Raw genomic sequence first — 21,511 nt, 5'->3', positions numbered from 1 at the left:
ATCAGAGTGGTACCGCGGGTAAATCTCGTCTCTATTTTAGAGACGAGATTTTTTTATTTTATTAAGGAGGTTTAGAATATGAATGTCGTTCAGGTATACGCCGAAGAAATTTCAACACAACTTCAACATGTTTTAACTTACGACGAAATAGTAAAGCTTATTGAAAAACCAAAATACCAAGAACAGGGTGATCTCGCTTTTCCATGCTTTACACTTGCGAAAAAATATAGAAAAGCTCCAGTCGTTATCGCACAGGAAATCGCTGCATCGCTACGGAATCCACTTTTTGAAAAGGTAGTTCCAGAAGGTCCCTATGTGAACTGTTTTTTGAACAAACAAGAGGTAAGTAAACACATCCTTCAAACCATACTTACTAAAGGTGAAAAATACGGTAGCCATAGAATAGGAAAAGGAGAGATAATCACAATTGATTTTTCTTCTCCTAATATCGCGAAGCCTTTTTCGATGGGGCATTTGCGGTCTACTGTAATTGGGAATGCCCTAGCAAAGATTGCAGAAAAGTGCGGCTATCAGCCAATTCGAATCAACCACTTAGGGGATTGGGGCACGCAGTTTGGTAAATTAATAGTTGCTTATAAACTTTGGGGTAATAAGGAGGCCGTTAAGGCTAACCCAATCAGTGAATTGCTTCGGCTCTATGTCCACTTTCATTCTGAAGCTGAATTTAACCCTGATCTTGAAAATGAGGCAAGAAAGTGGTTTAAGCAACTTGAAGAAGGAAATGAAGATGCATTAAACCTTTGGCGTTGGTTTAGAGACGAATCACTAAAGGAATTCTCACGGATTTATTCCCTGCTCGATGTAGAGTTTGACTCCTACAATGGTGAAGCCTTCTATAATGACAAAATGGAAATGACTGTTGAAATGCTACATGAGAAAAAACTCTTGTTTGAGTCAGAGGGTGCCGAGGTAGTTGACTTATCAGAAGCTAACCTTCCACTTTGCCTAATTAGAAAATCTGACGGAGCAACCCTCTATGCAACAAGAGATGTAACAGCAGCCATTTACCGTCAAGATAACTACAAGTTCAAAAAAGCAGTCTATGTGGTAGGCCATGAACAAAGCTTGCATTTCAAACAAATATTTCTAGTGCTTGAAAAAATGGGATATGAGTGGGCAAAAGATATGGTCCATGTTCCATTCGGTTTTATTCTAAAAGAAGGAAAGAAAATGTCTACTCGAAAGGGAAAAATTGTCCTATTAGAAGAGGTTATTAGAGAAGCGATCGAACTTGCAAAACATAATATTGAGGTCAAAAACCCACGCCTCGAACACAAAGAAGAAATCGCAAAAATGGTTGGTGTGGGTGCCATTATTTTTCACGACTTAAAGAATGAAAGACTTAATAATATTGAATTCTCACTAGAGGAGATGCTTAAATTTGAAGGAACAACTGGACCATATGTGCAATATACCCACGCAAGAGCTTCTTCTATTTTGCGGAAAGCTGAGTTGACTGGAGATGAAACAAACGGGCTTGATGATGCTCACGGCTGGGCGGTTGTGAAGCTTCTCATGGAATTCCCAACCATCATTCAAAGAAGTATGCAGCTGTATGAGCCATCTGTCATCGCAAAATATATCATTGATCTCGCCCAAGAGTTCAATAGATACTATAGTCATGTTAAGGTCCTGAACGAAGATAATCAAATAAACGATCGTATCGCATTGGTTCGTTCGGTTACCATTGTTCTGAAGGAAGGACTTCAATTACTTGGTATTAAGGCTCCGGAGGAAATGTAACAAGCCTAGGATTTTATCCTAGGCTTAATCTGGATGATACTGATATTTTACTAAATCAATTGTGCCATCTACGACCTCAATACCTTCATCTTCCAGAAAGATGGATTGTGAAACATGTGCCTCTTCATCACGTATCGCTATTTCTCCCTTAGCGTTTACAACCCGAAACCAAGGGAGATTGTATTTTTTACTCAATGAATGTAGGATTCTTACGACCTGTCTTGCACCTCTTGGACTTCCCGCAAGTCTCGCAATCTGTCCATATGTCATGACCTTACCAGATGGTATTTGTTTAATAATTTGAATCACATTTTCCGTAAAAGGTTTCATAATGTTGTTCCCTACATAAAGAATGAATAAATACTTAATGCAAGTATTGAGCTTAATACGACGACTATGACATTTGCTCCCAAATAAGCCACTAGAAAGGCAACCGCAGCACCGATAATTCCAAACCAAATATCTTCATTAATTGTGAAGATCCCCGGAATTATCAGAGCCCCAAGAATGGCATATGGAACATTTTTTAATACATTTTGCAGGAATGGCGGTAATTTCACAGAGTTGAATACAACAAGTGGCAACATCCTTGGTATGTATGTAACAAGCCCCATCCCAATAATGATGATCAATATGGTTTTATCCATGCTGCTTATCCTCCTTTTTCTTCCTTCCTAACAGACTTATAACTGCTTCAACACCTATTGCAGCAATAAGTGAAGCCGCAACAATTGACCAGCCCGGTTCTAGGAAAAATGAAAAGATGGTATTTAAAATCGCTGCGCTCCCTGCTAGCACAACGACCTTCCGATGTTTTTTTAATGATGGTACAAGTAAGCCAATAAACATTGCATACAAAGCAACCGACATACTTTGCTGTAACACATGAGGAAGACTGGCCCCAATTACATGGCCAATCCCTGAGAAAACAACCCAGCTTCCATAGGATATGGAGATTACCCCAAATAAATAACCAGTTGTAACCTTTCCTTCCTTAACGGCCGCAACAGAAAATGTCTCATCCGTGATTCCAAAGGAATACAATGCTTTTTTAATCGGATGATCATCTTCCACTTTCTCATTAAGAGAAGCGCACATTAAAAAGTGTCTAATATTTAAAATGAATGTAGTTAGAATAATTTCAAAGGCACCTGTACCGACTGCAATTAGTTGCAAGGCGATGTATTGTGACGCCCCTGCAAAAACGATTATGCTCATCATTACAGTTTCTGCTACCGTTAACCCGGTTGACTTCGCCAATAATCCAAAGGTCAATGCTACTGGTGCGTAACCAAGTGCGATACTGATGCCCGATTGGATACCACTACGAAATTCTGATTGCTTTTTTGCTAGTACTGTAGTTGCCATTCCCCCGATAATCCCCTTTAATCTTTTTTATTACTAATTGTCTTAAATTCGGGCAGTTTTTTCAATGTTTTTGTTTGGAAATTTTTTGGTCTATTGTTTCTTTCGGAATTAATTCAATTCTACCTGAGATTAACCAAAATTTAATAATAAAAAGCGCCCCATCACGAGACGCCTACAAAATTTATTTTCCTTTAAAGTTCGGATTTCTTTTTTCACTAAATGCAGCTAGTGCCTCCACTCTATCTTCAGTTGGGATAATCACTTCATAGGCTTTTCTTTCAATTTTAAACCCTGTATGTAAATCTGTATTAAGTCCCTGCTTAATAGCAAACTTGGCTTGTTGTAAGGCAAGGGGGCCATTTTTCAACATATCATTTGCTAGCTTCATAGAAGCTTCCATTAGCTTTTCACGCGGCACAACACTTGAAACAAGTCCAATGTCTTTTGCCTCATTAGCAGTTATTCGTTTTGCAGTCAAAATTAGCTCCATTGCTTTTGTTTCCCCGATAAGACGTGGAAGTCGCTGAGTTCCACCAGCACCAGGAATAATAGCTAGGCTTGTTTCGGTCAACCCCATCTGGGTATCTTCAACAGAAATACGGAAATCACATGCTAATGCAAGCTCCATCCCACCCCCAAATGCATAGCCGTTGATGGCAGCAATCGTTGGCTGTGGAAGCTCTCCTATATTTGCAAAAACTTGACCTATTTTATATACATTTCTTCTCACTTGTTCCTCATTTAATGTTTTCCGCTCTTTAAGATCAGCACCAACACTAAATGCCTTTTCACCTGAAGCAGTAATGATAACAACCCGAACATCCGCATTCGTACGGATATGCTCAATAACCTCATCAAGTGATTTGAGCATTTCATAATTAAAGCAGTTCAACGATTCTGGTCGATTGAGTGTGACTGTTGCGACATGATTTTCAACTCGGTATATAACAGTAGTCATAATTCCACCTCTTCTTATATTTTTATATCGCTTACATCCTATTTCGCTTCAAATAAAAAAATTCCTTTAACAAATTCTATTCAAAAAAGAACAGGCATAGTTGGCCTGTTCATCCATTACTTATTTATTCACAACTAAATCCTTTAACGCACGGCGAAGGATTTTTCCAGTCGTGTTTTTAGGAAGTTCTTCAATGAATTCTATTTTACTAGGAAGTTTGTATTTAGCTAAATGCTCACGACAATAAGCAAGAAGACTTTCTTCAGTTAAACCAGGGTCCTTCTTAACTACATAACACTGAACCGCTTCACCTTGGTCTGGGTCTGGGACTCCAACTACAGCGGCTTCAACAATTTCAGGATGGTTATATAGGACTTCTTCAACCTCTCGAGGATACACATTATATCCACCGACGATGATCATATCCTTCTTGCGGTCCACGATATAAAAATATCCTTCTTCATCCATTTCAGCTAAATCTCCAGTATAAAGCCAGCCATCGCGCAATGTTGCATTGGTCTCCTCTGGCATTTTATAATACCCTTTCATTACATTCGGGCCACGAACGACTAATTCGCCAACCTGACCAACAGGTACTTCATCGCCATTTTCATTAACAATCTTATTTTCAACATTGACAATGCTAGTCCCGATAGAACCTGGCTTTCTAGGACGATCTAATGGATTAAAGCATGTAACAGGCGAGGCCTCTGATAGACCATATCCTTCTGATACTAGCACATTAAACTTCTGTTCAAAGCTCTTTAGAAGTGCAACAGGCATTGCTGCCCCACCTGAGATACATAAGCGCAATGAACGGAAGTCTTCAGGGTTACCTTCAGGATACTGTAGAAGGAAATTGTACATCGTTGGTACTCCTGCAAAGACAGTTGCCTGTTGTTCCTTTGCAAGTTCAAAAATCTCCTTAGGACTGAACTTAGGTACAATTAGCATCGTCCCACCATTCATTAATGGAGCATTTAGCGCTACTGTTAAGCAAAATACGTGGAACATCGGCAATGTTGTAATAACTCTATCATTCTCTGAAATCTTAAGGTATTCTGCAACATCCCTTGCATTGCTGTACAAGTTTTTCTGTGTCAACATTGCTCCTTTAGGTTTACCAGTTGTTCCAGATGTGTATAAGATAACTGCCACATCCTCATCATCAAGTGTTGGCCCAACATATGAGAGTTCGCCTGACCCTACTACTCCTGTAAACGATTTCATTTTAGGGTAGATTGAGAGCTTTGAGACATCCACTTCACTACTTGCCCCTTGAGGTGTTTCACAAACAATGAGATGTTCAACTTTTGGAAGGTGTTCATTCATCTTTTCAAACAGTGGGACAAGCAAGTCTAACGTAATGACAGCCCTTACATCTCCGTTATTCACAATATAACCGATTTCATCAGGTGTATAAATTGGATTAATCGGAATAACAGTAGCTCCTACACGAAGAGCGCCGTAAAAACCAATTACAAAATGGGGTGTATTCCCCAAAACTAGAGCAATATGATCGCCCTTTTTAATCCCCAATTTTTCTAAACCGCTTGCAAATTTTGTTACTGCACCATCTAATTCAGCATATGTACTTACATTGTCTTGGAAAATATATGCTGGTTTGTCGAAGTAATTCTTTGCTGTTTCCCCTAGTCGTGATGATAAATTCATTTTTCTCCCTCCCCTTAGTCACTGAATGAATAATCATTCATTAAATGACAAAAAATAAAATTCTAAATATATTATATTGAAAGAAAGTTTTTCTTTCAATACAGAATTATGTATTTTTTGAAAAAAGCGGATAAAATTCAGAAAAATCTTATCCGCTATCTCTATTTTACTTAGTAAATTAAATGAATAAAATCTTCTTTTGAAATTTTACCGAAATAATGCTGAATATCAACGTTTTCTAATGCTGTTTCTAATTCAGCTTTTTCATATTTTGTTCCAATTAATTTGTTTTCAACTTCTTCGACATCTCCTACACCAAAGAAGTCCCCATAAATTTTACAGTTTTCAATTATGCCTCTTTGAACTTCGAGGCGGACGTCGATAGAACCGACTGGGAACCGATGTGTATGCTGATAATTAAATTTAGGTGATTTTCCATAATTCCATTCCCAGTTCTGATAACGTTCTTTCGATATTTGATGGATTTGCTCCCAGTCTTTATCGGTTAATTCGTAAGTAGGAATATCTTCACTATCTGTATTGAAGATATAACGTAATAGCATTTGTCTAAATTCTTCAATTGTAATTTTCTCTTCAAGGAATTCGCTTATATTTGCAACCCTGCTTCGTACAGATTTAATTCCTTTTGATTCAATTTTGTCCTTCTTTACTTTAAGTGCAGAAACGACATGATCAATTTCAGAATCAAACATTAATGTACCGTGACTGAACATTCTTCCTTTTGTGGAGAATTGAGCATTACCAGAAATTTTTCTTCCCTCTACCTCAATATCATTACGTCCACTTAGTTGAGCATTTACGCCAAGTTTATGTAGTGCTTCAATTACAGGTTCCGTAAATTTTTTATAGTTATGGAAGCTTTCTCCGTCATCCTTCGTGATAAAGCTAAAATTCAAATTTCCCAAATCATGATATACTGCTCCACCGCCCGATAAACGGCGAACTACTTTAATGCCATTCTCTTCTACATATTGAGTGTTGATCTCCTCAACGGTGTTTTGATTTTTTCCGATTATGATTGACGGGGCATTAATGTAAAATAATAAATACGTTTCATTTATATCTAAATTTTTCAATGCATATTCTTCAATCGCTAGGTTTATTTGTGGGTCATTAATTCCTTTATTGTCAATAAATAACATACTATCTTCACTCCCAAATTAGTCCTGAATTTGCTAATTTAATTTGACCATCATATTGTTCTGAGGCTTGTTCAACAAGGTCTTGATGATTTCCGTAATGAGGCAGATGTGTAATCCATAGCTCTTTTACATTGGCTGCAGCTGCAATTTTTCCAACTTCCGTACTATTCATATGTCCCATTTTCGAACCGTCTTGGTCCGCATATAAATTGCACTCGCAAATAAACAGGTCTGCATCTTGTGTAAATGGAATAAACTCTTTTAGGTAGCTAGAATCTGCTGAGAATACAACTGTTTTTCCGCCTGCTGTAATCCTCATTGCATAACATACAACTGGATGCTTTGTTTTCATAAACGAGATTGTAAAGGGACCAATTCTACTTTTTTCCTCTGGATTATAAGGAATCGCTTTTGTATGTCCTTTGTGTTCCAACCTTGAAAAGCCCTCTTTATCAGCTGTATGTCCATAAATAGGCAATTCCTTTTGTTGGTTATGTATCATATTTGTTACGAGTCTGGCGTATTGCATTGGACCAATATCCGCTATATGATCATGATGGTAATGGGTAACAATTATCGCATCTAGTTCATCTATTGAAATATAATTCTGCAACTGTGCTAGTACACCACTTCCACAATCGACGAGTAATCGAAATCCGTCGTGTTCAATTAAATAACCAGTCGTGGCCTCATTTGTTCCTGGAAAACCACCCCAAAATCCAACTACGGTTACCTTCATAGGATCACCTTTCTTTCGTTTTTTCGACCTTTTAATAGTAAAACTCTTCAATGGTTTACCCTATCCACTACCACTATAATCGATACGCAAAAAAAATTCATTTATTTTAAAAATTGTTACAAAACAGTTATTGACATATTTTTATCTGTTATAGTACACTCTAAATAAGAATAGAAACGGAGGGGTTATAAATGTTAGTTAAAAGTACAGAATTTTTCAAAAACCTACCAGCTAAAAAATGTGCTGAATGTGGTCATGACATCGATGAGCAGCATGAGTGCTACGGTAACAAATGTGACCACTGTAATGAGATTAAGTAGAAATGCATATGGTACCTATCTATAGGTGACAAGTAAAAGAAAGTGCTCGCAAAGGGTCTACATTACCCTTCTGAAATGATTAACTTAGACCAAAGTTTCAATGCACTGATAGCTAGAGCTAAATGAGTAAAGGAAGGCCGAGGCCTTCCTTTTTTTATACTAAAACTGGTGTATTCATTTTTAGGTATTCGAGTACTTGTTTAACTGCTTCTTCACCCTGATCAATACAGTCAGGTAGACCTAGACCCTCATATGAGCTTCCTGCTAAGAAGACACCTGGTAGCTGCTCTGCAACATTCTCCTTGACATTTGCAATTCGATCCTTATGACCAACTGTGTACTGTGGCATTGCATCCTTCCATCTGGTTACAATTGAAAATTCAGGTTGGTCTGTAATAGCCATTGTTTTATTCAAATCATCTAGGACCACTTTGATAATTTCCTCATCAGATTGATCGACGATTGCTTCATCTCCAGCTTTACCAACGTAACAACGAAGAAGCACTTTTCCTTTTGGTGTCGTGTGCGGCCATTTTTTGTGAGTCCACGTGACAGCAGTAATAATATAATCATTATTCCGAGACACGACGAATCCTGTTCCATCTATATCCTTCTTAATTGCCTCTTCCGGGAATGCCATTGCAACAGTTGCAACAGAAGTTGATGGCATTTCTTTAAATGAATCAAAAAATGGATATTGATTAAAAATAGATTGTGTTACATGGTGTGGTGTCGCAACCACAACACTATCGGCAATAATGTTTTCTCCACTATTAAGCTTAATCACATATTGTTCTGGTTCTTTTACAATCCCTTCAACCTTGATACCTTTAAATACCGTTCCAGGCTCAAGCTTTGCTTCAATAGCATCAATGAATGATTGTAGTCCTGTCGTTACAGTTAGAAACTGACCTTTTGGTGCTGACTTTGTTTCTCCGCTTGGCTTAGGTTTTGGTGGTGTTGTTTGTTTCATTCCTAAAATTAGACTCCGGTACTTTTGCTCAACTTGATAGAATTGAGGGAAAGTAGACATTAAACTTAATTGGTCTATATCTCCAGCATAAATACCTGAAAGTAATGGCTCAATTAGGTTTTCAACTACCTCGTCACCTAGTCTTCGTCTAAAAAATTGACCAAGTGACTGATCTGCTCCACCCGGAGTACGTGGCAATACAAAGTCCATAGCTGCACGCAATTTACCAATTGGTGTAAATAATCCAGTTGTAATGAAGGGGCCAATTTGCGTAGGTATTCCCATAATGGAGCCACCTGGCATTGGATGGAGTTTTCCATTAACAAGTACATATGATTTACCCGCAGTATTGTTAACTAATTTATCTCCAAGCCCCACTTCATTGACGAGTCGAGAAGCACTTTTCTTTCTAGCTAAAAAGGAATCTGGACCACGTTCAATGACAAAACCATCTTTTTCAATCGTTTGTACTTTCCCACCAAGTCGATGGCTTGCTTCCAATAGCGTACAGTTTATATCTAAGCCCTTCTCCCTTGCCTCTTTCTGGAGATAATAAGCTACAGTTAAACCAGTAATCCCACCACCTATTACGACTACCTTTTGATTACTCACTTAACATCGCCTTCTTTGCTCTATAGATTAGGCTATGTTAAACGGTGTTGTTGATTTCCTCTTCATGCGGACATTTATAAGTGGGCATGGCCTGAGGCCCCTCAACAAGCAAGCTTGTCTATGGCCCTCATACTATTCCCACTAGAGTCGCCACCTTCCGCTACAATCAAAAGACTTCAAATATCAACATTGCAATTTAACACAGCCATAGTATACATCAACTATTTATTTGTTTAGTTCTTTTAAAATTACTGTTGCCAAGCAATCAATAAATTCTGGTTTTGCATTTGGCATTTCAGGACGGTAATAGCTCACACCTAATTCTTCCGTTACAACCTTACATTCGTAATCATTGTCATAAAGTACTTCTAAGTGGTCTGCAACAAAACCAACTGGGATATAGACAAAAGCTTTATAGCCTTTTTCGTTGTAAAGATCTCTTGTTAGGTCTTGAACATCTGGTCCCAACCATGGTTCTGGTGTATTACCTGCACTTTGCCAGCCGATTTCAACATTTTTTACGCCCGCTGCTTTTGCAATTAAGTCAGCCGTTTCTTGTAGCTGAGTTGGGTATGGATCACCTGCAGCAATAATCTTTTCAGGAAGGCTATGAGCGGATACGATTAATACTGCGTTTTCACGCTCTTCATCCGTCATTGAAGCAAATGTTTGTTTTACTTGATTTGCCCAGTACCGGGTAAACTTAGGTTCTTTATACCAACTTTCCACAGATGTAATTGTTGGTCCTCCTAGTTTTTCTGCTTCTTCCTTTGCACGCCCATTATACGATTTTACACTAAAAGTGGAGAAATGAGGGGCGAGTACAAGACTTACTGCTTCCTCTATTCCGTCCTGATTCATCTGGGAAACCGCATCCTCAATAAAAGGTTCAATATGCTTTAAACCTTGATACATTTTAAATTCAATTTCATCTTGAATAAGATTTAGATGCTCTGCTAACTTTTCTGCTTGTTCAGTAGTGATTTTTGCGAGTGGTGAAATTCCACCAATAGCCTCGTATCGACTTCTTAAGTCTTCAAGCATTTCTGGTGAAGGCTTACGACCATGGCGAATATGTGTATAATATCGTTCAATATCTTCTTCTTTATAGGGAGTACCATACGCCATTACGAGTAATCCCATTTTCTTTTTTGTCATTTCTAACACCTCTAAAGCTAGATTAGTTTTGTTTCGAATATTCGTGGATGAATGTGGTTAGACGCTTAAGAGTCTCTGGTTTAACTTCAGGGAAAACACCATGTCCGAGATTGAAAATATACCCTGGCTGTTGCATTCCTTGGTCTAAGATTTCTTTCGCCCTCGCTTCAATTACTTCCCATGGGGCAAGTAAAATGGCTGGGTCAAGATTTCCTTGAACAGTTTTTGTGATTCCAAGATCCCTTGCCTTCATAATAGGTAAGCGCCAGTCAAGTCCAACTACATCTAATGGTAGGTCGTGCCATTCTAAAGCTAAATGACTCGCTCCCACCCCAAACATAATGAGAGGCACGTTTTCCTCACGTAAGGCAGTAAAAATACGGTGCATGGTAGGTTTAATGAAATGACGGTAATCAGTAACATTTAGTGCACCTACCCATGAATCAAAAATCTGCACAGCTTTAACACCTGCAGCAATTTGTGACTTAACATATGTAATAGTCATTTCAGCTAATTTATCCATCAATGCAAACCAAGCCTCAGGCTCAGCATACATAAAAGCTTTCGTTTTATTATAATTTTTTGAAGGTCCACCTTCAATCATATAGCTCGCTAATGTAAACGGCGCGCCTGCAAATCCAATCAATGGAACTGAAAGCTGCTCAGTCGTTAATAGCTTAATTGTCTCAAGCACGTATGGAACATCATCTTCTGGATGGATTTCTCCTAGGTTTTCAACGTCTTTAAGAGAACGAATCGGGTTGCTGATAACTGGACCTACACCAGCCTTAATTTCAACATCTATCCCTAATGCTGGTAGTGGAGACATGATGTCTTTATATAGGATAGCAGCATCTACATCATATTGTTCAACTGGAAGTCTTGTTACATATGCACATAGTTCTGGTTGATGTGTAATTTCAAATAAACCGTATTTTTCTTTAATCTTACGGTATTCTGGTTGTGAGCGCCCTGCTTGACGCATATACCATACCGGTACGTGATCAGTCTTTTCACCTCTAGCCGCCCTTAGTAATGTATCATTAAAACCCTTTTGCATGTGTATTTACCTACCTTTCAACTCTTCACAATAGCTACAATAATAGCATAAGTACGTTAAAAATATTAATATTGTATATTATAGAACACTTCATTGATCCTCACTCTACCACTATAATTGTTTCTACTATCCTTGTATACAAAACCGAGGTAAATGTCAAAAATTTGACGAACATTTAAGAGGAGTGAAGATTAGCACCCCTCTGTAAAATTATTATTTGTTTGAAAAAAAGGTAGGCTTTACAGCTTTTGAATATGAACCTTCTTCATTAGTTAGTGAGTTATATGGGACTATAAAATAAGAAGGCATTGAAAAAATATTTACGTTTTCAATTTCGTACTCACCGATACCTCTTACAGAGCCTACGTACTTAACAGACTTAGAATTTTCTTCATATATCCGATATTCAATACGCTCATCCACTGATGGTTTCCATTTTAGTGAAACGGTAAAAAGCCCAAGCGGCTTGAAAGATAGATTTGCTTTCACATCAGAAATCTCAGATAGTCGAATTGGAGGTTCAAGTTCTTCAACATCTTTTGGAGTTGAAAAAGCTGTCATATTTTTAAGCTCTGAATGGTCAAGAATCTTTTTGAACAATTTCGTCGGTGATGCACTCCCACTTTTTAAATATTGATTTGAGTTTGTGGAATCATACCCCATCCATATTGCCCCTACGACAGTTGGCGTAAACCCAACAAACCAAGCATCTTTTATTCCGTTCTCGACCCCTGGTAAGTTAGTTGTCCCTGTTTTACCAGCAAGTGCGCCAGAATACGAACCTACTCTGGCAGTCCCACTATCGACAACTCCTTCGAGCATTCTCGTCATATACCAAGCCGTTTGTTTTGAAAACGCCTCAGTCTCATGTTTCGGTGCCTCTCCAATCACTTTTCCATCACGGTCTTCGATTTTACTTATTACATGGGGTTCAATAACCTTTCCATCACGAGCAAAAGCACGATAAGCTTTCGCCATAGCAATTGGGGAAATCCCTTCCTGAAGCCCTCCTAAAGCAATCGATAAACCTTGATCAGGAATTGTAATCCCAGTTTTTGTTAAGTATTCTTTTGCAGTATCAATCCCAAGACGATCAAGCATCCATACCGCTGGTGCATTTGCCGATTCAATTACTGCATCATACATTGAAATTTTCCCTTTATAGATACCCGAATAATTGCTTGGCTCATATTCTCCATAAGACAACTTTTTATCAACTAACATCGAATACGGTTCAAATTCATTTTCTTCTAGGGCAGGGCCGTACACAGCAAGTGGTTTTATTGTTGATCCTGGCTGCCGTTTAACCAGAACTCGATTAATCCCCCTGCTTACATAATGCCTGCCTCCTATACTAGCCAAGACCCCTCCAGTTTCATTATCTAATAGGACAAAGGCACCTTCGACATTATCGTCTACACCTGGAAAATTCTTTTTATCCTTAAAGAGCTCGTATGCCGTTTTTTGGATTTCCATATGAAGTGGGACAGTGATTGTATAACCACCTCTTAATAATTCTTCATTTGATAGTTTATAGCGAGTTTTTGCCTCATCGAAAACCATATCGATGTAAGTCAATAATGCCGGGTCTCGTTCTACCTCCTGAATATCCAAAGCTACTGTCTTTCCTTGGACCCTTACCGCTTCCTCTGGCTGTAAAAACCCTCTTTTCTCCATTAGGCTAATAACGAGGTCCCTTCTTTGTATACTTTTTTCAGGATTTAATACAGGAGAGTATCTAGATGGTGCTTTAGGAATTGCGGCCAGCAACGCCCCTTCTTCCACTGTTAAATCACTTGCATTTTTATTGAAGTAAAACTTTGATGCCGACTGAATTCCATAAGCTCCATGACCAAAGTAAATTTGATTCAGGTACATTTCAAGAAGTTCTTGTTTACTGTATTCCTCCTCTAAATTAATCGCAATAATTAATTCTTTTGTCTTTCTAAGGAAGGTTTTTTCATTGGTGAGGAAGACATTCTTGGCAAGCTGCTGTGTGATCGTACTGCCACCCTCTACCTTTCCACCAGCAACAATATCCTTATAGACAGCCCTACCAATCGCTTGAAGATCGATACCATGATGTTTGTAAAACCGTGTATCCTCAACCGCGATAAATGCCTGTTGAACATGCTCTGGAATATCCTTTATCTGTACAATGTCACGATTTTCATAATATAATTTTGTAATAAATTGTCCATCCTTACTGACAAGCTTAGTTGCAGAATTCATAACAAGCTTTTTGTCATCAATGACATAGTCGCCTGCATATATGATAAGCAAATACCCAAACAATCCAAGGACAAACGAACCGACAACAGTAAAGAATAAGAGAAATAATTTCCTTTTCATACAGCAACCTCCTTGGAGTAATAAAAATGTAGCAAGTCTCAAACATTCACACACATTTTTTATACATGTTTCCTTATGTTATCTTTTAGTATGACTGTAAAAGTTTCTCACTATGTATGTCTGTACATATTAAGGAGGGTAATATGAATTTTTATATTGCATTTGGTACACCTGACTTTTTAAAGAAGTTGCAAAATAAGCATAAAACTAAAAATATGAATGCTTTTTTTAATAATGAAACAGCAATGCTACTACATGAAACAACTAAGAAATCTGTCTTTGCTGCACCACGAAAATATGAAATCATCACTGGTAGTGGAGACATTAGTCATGCGAATTTTGCTTCGTTCACCTATGTTCCAGTATCTGACGAGGGGAAGCCACTATTTGAAAGCCAGATTTCAAACATGAGCATGCTATTTCAAAATGTTTCTGGCTTGGTTGCATATCGTGTACTTCGGCCGATTAAAAGCGATTCTTTTGTAATTACAACCTTTTGGGAAAATGCATCATCCTACTCGGATTGGTCCCACTCAATAGCATTTGAACAACTAGAGCAATTGATAGAAAAAAATAAAGCCGGCTTAAACACAACTATTTTTTCTGGGCCTGTATACACAAAAACATACTATTTGTTAGAAGATGAATAGGTTATTGATAGTTTTAGTCGTATTCGGGATAGCAGGTAACGTTTTTCGATTGGGTTGTATACCGTTTAGGCCGTATTCGATATACCAGTAATCGTTTTCCTATGTCTTCAATAATCTATCTTATCCCGACACACTCCACATCTACAGATTTAAGCCTATTTTTATTCAAATAACTATTATAAAATATAAGTTCAGTACCCAAATGAATGGAGAAACGATTATGAAGGGTTTATTTAAAAAAATCATTCCATATATTATACGAATCTGGGAATCTATTAAACGATTTTGGCGTGATAAGCATCTGACGAAGATTTTATTACTAACCGTATTAGTGATAATTTTAGTGTCCATGCTATTTTTTGCCTTTATGGCTAGTCAGGCTAATGTTAAATCTTTAAAGGATGGTTTACGTCAAGCCACTGTTATTTATGATAAAGACGGTGAAGTAGCAACCACGATTATGACAAACCGAACTGAAGGAGTCGAAATCGAGGAGCTTCCTGACCATGTAAAGAATGCAGTTGTCGCAATTGAAGATGAACGTTTTCATTCCCATAATGGTTTCGATATAAAAGGGATAACGCGTGCCTTTTTCAATAATCTATTTGCAGGCAGAATAACTGGCGGTGGGAGTACGATCACACAACAGCTGACCAAGAATGCACTTCTTTCACCTGAGAAAACGTATAAGCGAAAAATTGAAGAGCTTTTCCTAGCACTGGAAATTGAGAAGCATTATTCTAAAGACGAAATTTTGCAAATGTATCTTAATCAAGTTTTCTTTGGAAACGGGTCATGGGGAATTAGCCAGGCATCAAAGAAGTATTTTAATAAAGAAATAGAAAATGTTTCGATAAGTGAAGCAGCTTTGCTTGCTGGACTACTTCAAGCACCATCGGCATTGGACCCATATAAAAACTATGATAGATCCATTAATAGAAGAAACACTGTCTTATTAAAAATGCATGAGTTAAACATGATTTCTGATGATGAATATGAACAAGCCAAAACGGAAGAAATCAAGCTTGAAGATGGTGGCGGAAGCTATATTGAAAGAAACTACCCATACTATGTGGATGCGGTATTAGATGAAGCAGTAAAAACATATGACTTGACCCAAGAGGAGATTTTAACTCGTGGATATCGCATCTATACACAAATGGACCAACAAATTCAATCCGCTCTTGAAACTGTCTATAAGAAAGACTACCTTTTTCCAAAAAGCAAGGACGTACTTGTTCAAAGCGGAGCTGTTATTTTACATCCTGAAACCGGAGGAGTTCTTGGCTTAGTTGGAGGACGTGGTGACCAAGTTTTCCGTGGGTTTAATCGGGCCACCCATTTACAGGCACAACCAGGTTCGACAATAAAGCCTTTAGCCGTCTATACACCTGCACTTGAAAATGGCTATGAAATATCTTCCGTACTAGTAGATGAGTTAAAAACATACGGAGACTACACTCCTGAAAACTTTTCAAAAACATATCAAGGAGAAGTTAAGATGTACGAAGCTGTTGAACACTCATTAAATGCACCTACAGTCTGGCTATTAGACCAAATTGGGCTTGATCAGGGACTTAATGCTTTAGAACGATTTGGCATTCCTTATGTAGCAGAGGATAAATACTTAGGAATTGGACTTGGTGGAATGCGTACAGGAATTTCACCATTACAATTGGCTGAGGCTTACTCTGTATTCGCAAATGAAGGGAAGCGCCCAGAAGGTCATCTAATATCCAAAATTGTAGGCCCGACCGGGAACGTCATTGCAGAACATAAGCATAAAACGACTAGGGTTACTTCTAAAAAAGTCGCAAATGATATGACCTCCATGCTACTAAATGTTGTAGAAACAGGATCAGGGAAAGGAACAAAAATCCCTGGCGTTGAGTTAGCAGGAAAAACAGGCTCAACACAGCTCCCTTATAAACATATTAATGGGACAAAAGACCAATGGTTTGTTGGCTATACACCAAATTTCGTTGGTGCTATATGGTTAGGTTATGATAAGACAGACGAAACACATTATCTCCCAGGCAGTAGCTCAGTTTCTGTCGTTCCTTTATTTAAGGCTATTATGGAGGAAATGCTCCCATCGATGGAAGTTGATTCATTTGATGTCGTTTCCGTTAACGCAAAGCTTTCCGGACAAGAGGATCGAAAAACAATTACAAAGGAAGAAATTAAAGAAACAGCTGAAAAAATTGAAGAGACCTTGAAGGAAGAAAGTACAAAGTGGAAAATGGTTCTAGATGAAGCAAAAAAAGACCTTAAAAATGTGAGCGAAAAAGTGGAGAATAAGATTAGAGACTTAATAGGGAACTAGTCTCTATTAAAGAGTATCGGGATTCGATACTCTTTTTTCACTTGATTCGTACATTACCACATAAAAAAGCCCCTCAATTAGCAGGGCTACTATCAATCACTTCAATAAAATGTTTCAGTATTCCGGCAGTTAATCCCCATATGACACGGTCTTTATAATAGTAGAAACACTCATCCATCCCTCTCACTTGCCAATTATAGTTTTCTCCACCTACGATATCGTTATAAGGGAAATTTTCTTCAGGCTCCACATGAAAATTCACTTTGAAAATTTGCGGTGGATTTGAAAGAAAAAAGGATAATGGCACAGTAAATACTTCTCCAACCTCTGAAGGATTCGGACGTATTTGATCCGGATTGGTGATAACACCTACAAATGGGTAAATAATCGTACCAAACGGTGAGACAAAATAATCGAGTGGACTTACGTCCGTTATATGACTTTCCTTTAACCCTAGTTCCTCCATTGTTTCCCTTACTGCAGTATGCTCTTCGTTTTTATCAGTTGGGTCCATTTTTCCACCCGGGAAGCAGATTTCTCCTGGCTGTCTTCTTAACTCATTTGAACGAACTTCAAAAAGGACATGAACTTCATTATCCTTTTTAATTAACGGAAGAAGAATGGAAAAGCGTTTAAAATCCCCGCGTCCTAATATAGATGGAGTTCGGTGTTTGACTACATTGACAATTTTTTCAATTTCCATAGTTCACCTCGAAAATTTTATTACTGTTTTAATTCCTTAAAAGCATTTATAAAATCAAGTGGTTCTTCTTTTATATTATAGGAGAATACTCCTTGGTTTGTGTGGAGGTATAAAAAGCTTGATCGAAATGAAACATCAAGCACAGAGTCTAGATGGAATTCATTCACAGAAGAAAGAATGCGATCTTCGAATAATCGCAACTGATGGTGTGTTTCAATGTACTTTTGTTCATTCCATTCAATTTTACGCTGTATAACTATATATGGTTGGGAAGCTATAATTTGCACGGCTCGCTCCTTTCACTTTACTTTATTGTACCAAAAAGTGTCGTGTAGATGACTCTAACTTATCTACTTTCTATTAAAAAACCACAGTGATCATTTCACTGTGGTTTCTTTCACTTAATCTTATTGTTGGACTAATTCATTTTCAAGGGCTTGAAGACGCTCAGCCACTTCTTCCTTTGTCAATCCATTTTCTTCTATATAACGATTACGTGGGTGCACGCGACATTCATGTGTACAGCCTCTTAAGTACTTGTGCTCATTTTCTTCTGAACATAGTATTTGTTTATTACATTCAGGGTTTGCACAATTTACGTAACGTTCACATGGTTCACTTGTAAAATGGTCTTTCCCCACAATTACATGCTCTTTATGGTTTACTGGAACTGCGATTCTTTCATCAAAAACATAAAGCTGTCCGTCCCAAAGATCACCTTGTACTTCAGGGTCCTTTCCATAGGTTGCAATTCCACCATGAAGCTGACCTACATCCTCAAATCCTTCTCTAACTAACCAACCAGAGAATTTTTCACAACGGATACCACCAGTACAATAAGTTAGAATCTTTTTCCCTTCAAGCATGTCTTTGTTTTCACGAACCCATTGTGGCAAGTCACGGAAAGTTTCAACATCTGGTCTAATTGCACCTCTGAAGTGCCCTAAATCATATTCGTAGGTATTTCTTGCATCTAGAATAATTGTATTTTGATCCTGCATTCTTTCATAAAATTCTTTTGGACTTAAATATTGACCTGTTAATTCATGGGGATTAATATCATCCTCAAGACTTAGGTTTACCAGTTCAGGACGAGGTCTTACATGCATTTTCTTAAACGCATGTCCCTCTGCTTCATCAATTTTATAAACCATCGATGCAAAGCGAGGATCTTTCCTCATTTCTTCCATATACTTGTCAGTTTGTTCGATTGTTCCAGAGACTGTTCCGTTAATTCCTTCTGTTGCTACTAAAATTCGGCCTTTTAGGCCGATTTCTTTACAGAAAGCAAGATGCTCTGCTGCAAATTCTGTTGGGTTTTCAATTGTTACATACTGATAATACAATAATACTCGATAAGTTTTTGTTTCTGTCATTCTTTTTCGACCGCCTATCATTAATATTTGCAAGATATGAATGTGTTTAGGATCGAATTACACTTTTTCTCTTACATCAGTGTATTGTAACAAAATCTATTATAAGAAATCAATTTTTTATACCTTCCTTTTATTGTAAGTACGCTTTTTTTATATAAAAATATATCTATTCGACACAATTGTTATATAATATAACTTGTCAAATTTTTTCTAGATGGGGGTTTCAAACATGAGTTTACCAAAGGCGTTAACAATTGCAGGTTCCGATAGTAGTGGTGGAGCAGGTATTCAAGCCGATTTAAAAACAATGCAGGAGTACGGTGTATTTGGTATGTCTGCCTTAACTGTAATTGTTGCGATGGACCCAAACAACCACTGGAACCATCAGGTATTTCCGGTTGATAACGATATTATCAAGGCACAATTAGCAACAATCCTTGATGGTATTGGTGTAGATGCCGCAAAAACTGGTATGCTTCCTACTGTTGATATAATTGAAATTGCTGCAGACGCAGCGAAAAAACATAACCTAAATAAATTTGTAGTAGATCCTGTAATGGTTTGTAAGGGGGAAGATGAAGTGATGTTCCCTGATCATGCTGAAGCAATTAGAGAAATTCTTACACCAATTGCTACTGTTATTACTCCAAATTTATTTGAAGCTGGTCAATTAAGTGGAATTGGTTCAATTACAACTGTAGACCAAATGAAAGAGGCAGCTATTAGAATTCATGACCTTGGTGCGAAGTATGTCCTTGTAAAAGGCGGCGGTAAGCTAAAGCATGATAAAGCTGTCGATGTTTTATATGACGGGAATGAAATAGAGATCCTTGAAGGTGATCGTTTTGAAACAACCTTTACCCACGGTGCTGGCTGTACGTATTCATCCGCAATCGCTGCTGGCCTTGCAAAAGGTCTTGAAACGAAGGACGCGATATATGAAGCAAAGAAATTTATCACTGCCGCAATTCGTCATTCATTTAAATTAAATGAATATGTAGGCCCGACAAACCACGCTGCTCGTCGGATATTTGGGGATAACTAAAGAAGGTCAGAACCTGAGAACACTGCTGTAGACAAGCTCTACAGCTTTTTCTTATTTCAAATGCTAGGAAAAAACCTGCCTAGACGAAATATATATATGATGGTAATATTGTGGATATCTAGAATAGTAGATTTCCACCCTTGTATTCACTCGTAGAAAGCCATAGGTTAGGAGTGTTTAAAATGCCTAAGATGAACAAAGATGTTGTGAAATTTTTGCGTAAAAAAAATAACATGACACAACGTGATTTCGCAAAAGCAGTAAATTGCAGTTTTGCTCTTATTGCCCTTGTAGAAGTTGGAAAACGTAGAATTACTAACAATCTCGAAACAAAAATAAAAGAATCATTCAATTTAGACGATCAACAAATTTCATCACTTGTATCCATCGTTCAAGAAGTTGCTAAAGGCGTAACGTATATGTAACAACAAATCCTGCTATCGCTAAAAAGTAAAAGCAATTGGGCATACGCTCAATTGCTACTTCATTATTCTAGTCTAGAAAATCCATATTCCTCAAATAGCGTTAGTGCTCTTTCACTTGTCAAGAACTCGTAAAATAACTTTGCTTCCTCAACATGTACAGTAGTATTTATTATCCCGATTGGATAGATAATTGGAGAATGCTGAGTTGCCTCGATACTCTTAATGATTTGAATTTGATCAGAAACTTCTGTATCTGTTTTGTAGACAAATCCTGCATCGACATTTCCCGTCTCTACATATGTGAGTACTTGCCGAACATCTTTAGCAGGTACCACCTTATTTTCGATAGTACTCCATACCCCCATAGTAACAAGTGCTTCTTTTGCATATGCACCGACAGGAACTACTTCTGGTATACCAATTGATATCTTTTTGGCTTTGGTAGTCAAGTCTTCCACTGATACAATATTTTTCTCATTTTCCTTTGGAACGATCAATACAATCTCATTACCGATTAGATGGTGATGAAACTCATCATGAATTAATTCCTTATCCATCAACTCATCAAATTTCTCTCTTGAGGCTGATAAAAATATATCTACAGGTGCCCCTTGTGAAATTTGTTGGCTAAGTGTACCTGTTGCCCCAAAATTAAAGGCAATGTCAATTGTAGGGTGTTCTTCTTCAAAGATATTCTTCAATTCTTTTAAAACATCTTGCATACTGGTTGCAGCTGAGACCGTTAGTTCGACTGGTTTTACATCGTCAGTAAGCTCAGGTGAACTACACCCATATAAAAATAGTAGTAGAATAAGTAAAAGTATAGACCTAAACATAAAAACACC

The 21,511-nt window shown here is 37.7% G+C and carries 21 protein-coding genes and 1 other annotated feature (1 of these 22 running past the window's edge); of the genes, 6 read left to right on the top strand and 15 right to left on the bottom strand.

Going from position 1 to position 21,511, the window contains the following annotated elements:
• Window positions 1–36 (top strand) — a binding site (T-box leader) (it extends 329 nt beyond the left edge of the window).
• 42 nt (window positions 37–78) lie between these two features.
• Complete coding sequence (gene argS / locus CZ490_RS01345; protein WP_077617190.1) at window positions 79–1,764, top strand: arginine--tRNA ligase; 1,686 nt, start codon at window positions 79–81, stop codon at window positions 1,762–1,764.
• A 24-nt stretch (window positions 1,765–1,788) separates the two neighbouring features.
• Here the strand turns inward: argS and CZ490_RS01340 are convergent, their stop codons facing one another.
• The 7 genes from CZ490_RS01340 to CZ490_RS01310 all read right to left on the bottom strand — a co-directional run bounded on the left by CZ490_RS01340 (window position 1,789) and on the right by CZ490_RS01310 (window position 7,666).
• Window positions 1,789–2,094 (bottom strand): MGMT family protein, encoded by a 306-nt coding sequence (locus tag CZ490_RS01340; protein WP_077617189.1) that lies wholly within the window; start codon window positions 2,092–2,094, stop codon window positions 1,789–1,791.
• An 11-nt stretch (window positions 2,095–2,105) separates the two neighbouring features.
• On the bottom strand, window positions 2,106–2,411 hold the full coding sequence (locus tag CZ490_RS01335) for an AzlD domain-containing protein (RefSeq protein ID WP_077617188.1): 306 nt from the start codon (window positions 2,409–2,411) through the stop codon (window positions 2,106–2,108).
• Window positions 2,404–3,132, bottom strand: coding sequence for an AzlC family ABC transporter permease (locus tag CZ490_RS01330; RefSeq protein WP_077617187.1), 729 nt, complete (start codon window positions 3,130–3,132; stop codon window positions 2,404–2,406). Before CZ490_RS01330 ends, CZ490_RS01335 begins: the two co-directional genes overlap by 8 nt.
• 181 nt (window positions 3,133–3,313) lie before the next feature.
• The gene (locus tag CZ490_RS01325; RefSeq protein WP_077617186.1) at window positions 3,314–4,090 is read right to left on the bottom strand and encodes an enoyl-CoA hydratase; all 777 of its coding nucleotides are present in this window, start codon (window positions 4,088–4,090) and stop codon (window positions 3,314–3,316) included.
• Between the two features lie 120 nt (window positions 4,091–4,210).
• Window positions 4,211–5,764, bottom strand: a complete 1,554-nt coding sequence (locus CZ490_RS01320) for a fatty acid--CoA ligase family protein (RefSeq protein WP_077617185.1) — start codon at window positions 5,762–5,764, stop codon at window positions 4,211–4,213.
• Window positions 5,765–5,934: 170 nt separating this feature from the next.
• A complete protein-coding gene (locus CZ490_RS01315) occupies window positions 5,935–6,927 on the bottom strand; it encodes a lipoate--protein ligase (protein WP_077617184.1) in 993 nt (330 codons plus the stop codon).
• A 7-nt stretch (window positions 6,928–6,934) separates the two neighbouring features.
• Complete coding sequence (locus CZ490_RS01310; RefSeq protein WP_077617183.1) at window positions 6,935–7,666, bottom strand: MBL fold metallo-hydrolase; 732 nt, start codon at window positions 7,664–7,666, stop codon at window positions 6,935–6,937.
• 191 nt (window positions 7,667–7,857) lie between these two features.
• Between CZ490_RS01310 and yhfH the strand changes: the two genes are divergently transcribed.
• The gene (gene yhfH, locus CZ490_RS01305; RefSeq protein ID WP_077617182.1) at window positions 7,858–7,986 is read left to right on the top strand and encodes a protein YhfH; all 129 of its coding nucleotides are present in this window, start codon (window positions 7,858–7,860) and stop codon (window positions 7,984–7,986) included.
• 154 nt (window positions 7,987–8,140) lie between these two features.
• On the opposite strand, the gene hemY is transcribed toward yhfH, so the two are convergent.
• From hemY to CZ490_RS01285, 4 genes are all read right to left on the bottom strand, one after another.
• Complete coding sequence (hemY, locus tag CZ490_RS01300) at window positions 8,141–9,571, bottom strand: protoporphyrinogen oxidase (protein ID WP_077617181.1); 1,431 nt, start codon at window positions 9,569–9,571, stop codon at window positions 8,141–8,143.
• A gap of 225 nt (window positions 9,572–9,796) precedes the next feature.
• Window positions 9,797–10,729: a ferrochelatase gene (gene hemH, locus CZ490_RS01295; RefSeq protein WP_077617180.1), complete on the bottom strand. Its 933-nt coding sequence runs from the start codon at window positions 10,727–10,729 to the stop codon at window positions 9,797–9,799.
• Between the two features lie 22 nt (window positions 10,730–10,751).
• The gene (hemE, locus tag CZ490_RS01290; protein WP_077617179.1) at window positions 10,752–11,789 is read right to left on the bottom strand and encodes a uroporphyrinogen decarboxylase; all 1,038 of its coding nucleotides are present in this window, start codon (window positions 11,787–11,789) and stop codon (window positions 10,752–10,754) included.
• Window positions 11,790–12,002: 213 nt separating this feature from the next.
• Complete coding sequence (locus CZ490_RS01285; RefSeq protein ID WP_077617178.1) at window positions 12,003–14,141, bottom strand: transglycosylase domain-containing protein; 2,139 nt, start codon at window positions 14,139–14,141, stop codon at window positions 12,003–12,005.
• A gap of 143 nt (window positions 14,142–14,284) precedes the next feature.
• Here CZ490_RS01285 and CZ490_RS01280 point away from each other — a divergent pair, with 143 nt between their 5' ends.
• Window positions 14,285–14,791 (top strand): antibiotic biosynthesis monooxygenase, encoded by a 507-nt coding sequence (locus CZ490_RS01280; RefSeq protein WP_077617177.1) that lies wholly within the window; start codon window positions 14,285–14,287, stop codon window positions 14,789–14,791.
• A gap of 220 nt (window positions 14,792–15,011) precedes the next feature.
• Window positions 15,012–17,117: a transglycosylase domain-containing protein gene (locus CZ490_RS01275; RefSeq protein ID WP_077617176.1), complete on the top strand. Its 2,106-nt coding sequence runs from the start codon at window positions 15,012–15,014 to the stop codon at window positions 17,115–17,117.
• A gap of 73 nt (window positions 17,118–17,190) precedes the next feature.
• Here CZ490_RS01275 and CZ490_RS01270 read toward each other — a convergent pair whose 3' ends face one another.
• The 3 genes from CZ490_RS01270 to trhO all read right to left on the bottom strand — a co-directional run bounded on the left by CZ490_RS01270 (window position 17,191) and on the right by trhO (window position 19,196).
• The gene (locus CZ490_RS01270; protein ID WP_077617175.1) at window positions 17,191–17,820 is read right to left on the bottom strand and encodes an NUDIX hydrolase; all 630 of its coding nucleotides are present in this window, start codon (window positions 17,818–17,820) and stop codon (window positions 17,191–17,193) included.
• A 20-nt stretch (window positions 17,821–17,840) separates the two neighbouring features.
• Entirely contained in the window at window positions 17,841–18,107 is a 267-nt protein-coding gene (locus tag CZ490_RS01265; protein WP_077617174.1) for a hypothetical protein, read from the bottom strand.
• A 120-nt stretch (window positions 18,108–18,227) separates the two neighbouring features.
• Window positions 18,228–19,196: an oxygen-dependent tRNA uridine(34) hydroxylase TrhO gene (gene trhO / locus CZ490_RS01260; protein WP_077617173.1), complete on the bottom strand. Its 969-nt coding sequence runs from the start codon at window positions 19,194–19,196 to the stop codon at window positions 18,228–18,230.
• A gap of 229 nt (window positions 19,197–19,425) precedes the next feature.
• Between trhO and CZ490_RS01255 the strand changes: the two genes are divergently transcribed.
• Together CZ490_RS01255 and CZ490_RS01250 are read left to right on the top strand one after the other, a co-directional pair.
• Window positions 19,426–20,241, top strand: coding sequence for a bifunctional hydroxymethylpyrimidine kinase/phosphomethylpyrimidine kinase (locus CZ490_RS01255; protein WP_077617172.1), 816 nt, complete (start codon window positions 19,426–19,428; stop codon window positions 20,239–20,241).
• 182 nt (window positions 20,242–20,423) lie between these two features.
• The gene (locus tag CZ490_RS01250; RefSeq protein ID WP_327078395.1) at window positions 20,424–20,666 is read left to right on the top strand and encodes a helix-turn-helix transcriptional regulator; all 243 of its coding nucleotides are present in this window, start codon (window positions 20,424–20,426) and stop codon (window positions 20,664–20,666) included.
• A gap of 62 nt (window positions 20,667–20,728) precedes the next feature.
• Here CZ490_RS01250 and modA read toward each other — a convergent pair whose 3' ends face one another.
• Entirely contained in the window at window positions 20,729–21,502 is a 774-nt protein-coding gene (gene modA, locus CZ490_RS01245) for a molybdate ABC transporter substrate-binding protein (RefSeq protein WP_077617171.1), read from the bottom strand.
• Window positions 21,503–21,511: the final 9 nt, after the last annotated feature.

This window comes from Litchfieldia sinesaloumensis (assembly GCF_900156865.1).
Lineage (GTDB): Bacteria > Bacillota > Bacilli > Bacillales > Bacillaceae_L > Ferdinandcohnia > Ferdinandcohnia sinesaloumensis.
This window is presented reverse-complemented; position numbering and strand designations above follow the sequence as displayed.

Coding starts and splice junctions, on each gene's coding strand:
- argS (WP_077617190.1), top strand. CDS start 79: ATGAATGTCGTTCAGGTATACGCCGAAGAAATTTCAACACAACTTCAA.
- CZ490_RS01340 (WP_077617189.1), bottom strand. CDS start 2,094: ATGAAACCTTTTACGGAAAATGTGATTCAAATTATTAAACAAATACCA.
- CZ490_RS01335 (WP_077617188.1), bottom strand. CDS start 2,411: ATGGATAAAACCATATTGATCATCATTATTGGGATGGGGCTTGTTACA.
- CZ490_RS01330 (WP_077617187.1), bottom strand. CDS start 3,132: ATGGCAACTACAGTACTAGCAAAAAAGCAATCAGAATTTCGTAGTGGT.
- CZ490_RS01325 (WP_077617186.1), bottom strand. CDS start 4,090: ATGACTACTGTTATATACCGAGTTGAAAATCATGTCGCAACAGTCACA.
- CZ490_RS01320 (WP_077617185.1), bottom strand. CDS start 5,764: ATGAATTTATCATCACGACTAGGGGAAACAGCAAAGAATTACTTCGAC.
- CZ490_RS01315 (WP_077617184.1), bottom strand. CDS start 6,927: ATGTTATTTATTGACAATAAAGGAATTAATGACCCACAAATAAACCTA.
- CZ490_RS01310 (WP_077617183.1), bottom strand. CDS start 7,666: ATGAAGGTAACCGTAGTTGGATTTTGGGGTGGTTTTCCAGGAACAAAT.
- yhfH (WP_077617182.1), top strand. CDS start 7,858: ATGTTAGTTAAAAGTACAGAATTTTTCAAAAACCTACCAGCTAAAAAA.
- hemH (WP_077617180.1), bottom strand. CDS start 10,729: ATGACAAAAAAGAAAATGGGATTACTCGTAATGGCGTATGGTACTCCC.
- hemE (WP_077617179.1), bottom strand. CDS start 11,789: ATGCAAAAGGGTTTTAATGATACATTACTAAGGGCGGCTAGAGGTGAA.
- CZ490_RS01285 (WP_077617178.1), bottom strand. CDS start 14,141: ATGAAAAGGAAATTATTTCTCTTATTCTTTACTGTTGTCGGTTCGTTT.
- CZ490_RS01280 (WP_077617177.1), top strand. CDS start 14,285: ATGAATTTTTATATTGCATTTGGTACACCTGACTTTTTAAAGAAGTTG.
- CZ490_RS01275 (WP_077617176.1), top strand. CDS start 15,012: ATGAAGGGTTTATTTAAAAAAATCATTCCATATATTATACGAATCTGG.
- CZ490_RS01270 (WP_077617175.1), bottom strand. CDS start 17,820: ATGGAAATTGAAAAAATTGTCAATGTAGTCAAACACCGAACTCCATCT.
- trhO (WP_077617173.1), bottom strand. CDS start 19,196: ATGACAGAAACAAAAACTTATCGAGTATTATTGTATTATCAGTATGTA.
- CZ490_RS01255 (WP_077617172.1), top strand. CDS start 19,426: ATGAGTTTACCAAAGGCGTTAACAATTGCAGGTTCCGATAGTAGTGGT.
- CZ490_RS01250 (WP_327078395.1), top strand. CDS start 20,424: ATGCCTAAGATGAACAAAGATGTTGTGAAATTTTTGCGTAAAAAAAAT.
- modA (WP_077617171.1), bottom strand. CDS start 21,502: ATGTTTAGGTCTATACTTTTACTTATTCTACTACTATTTTTATATGGG.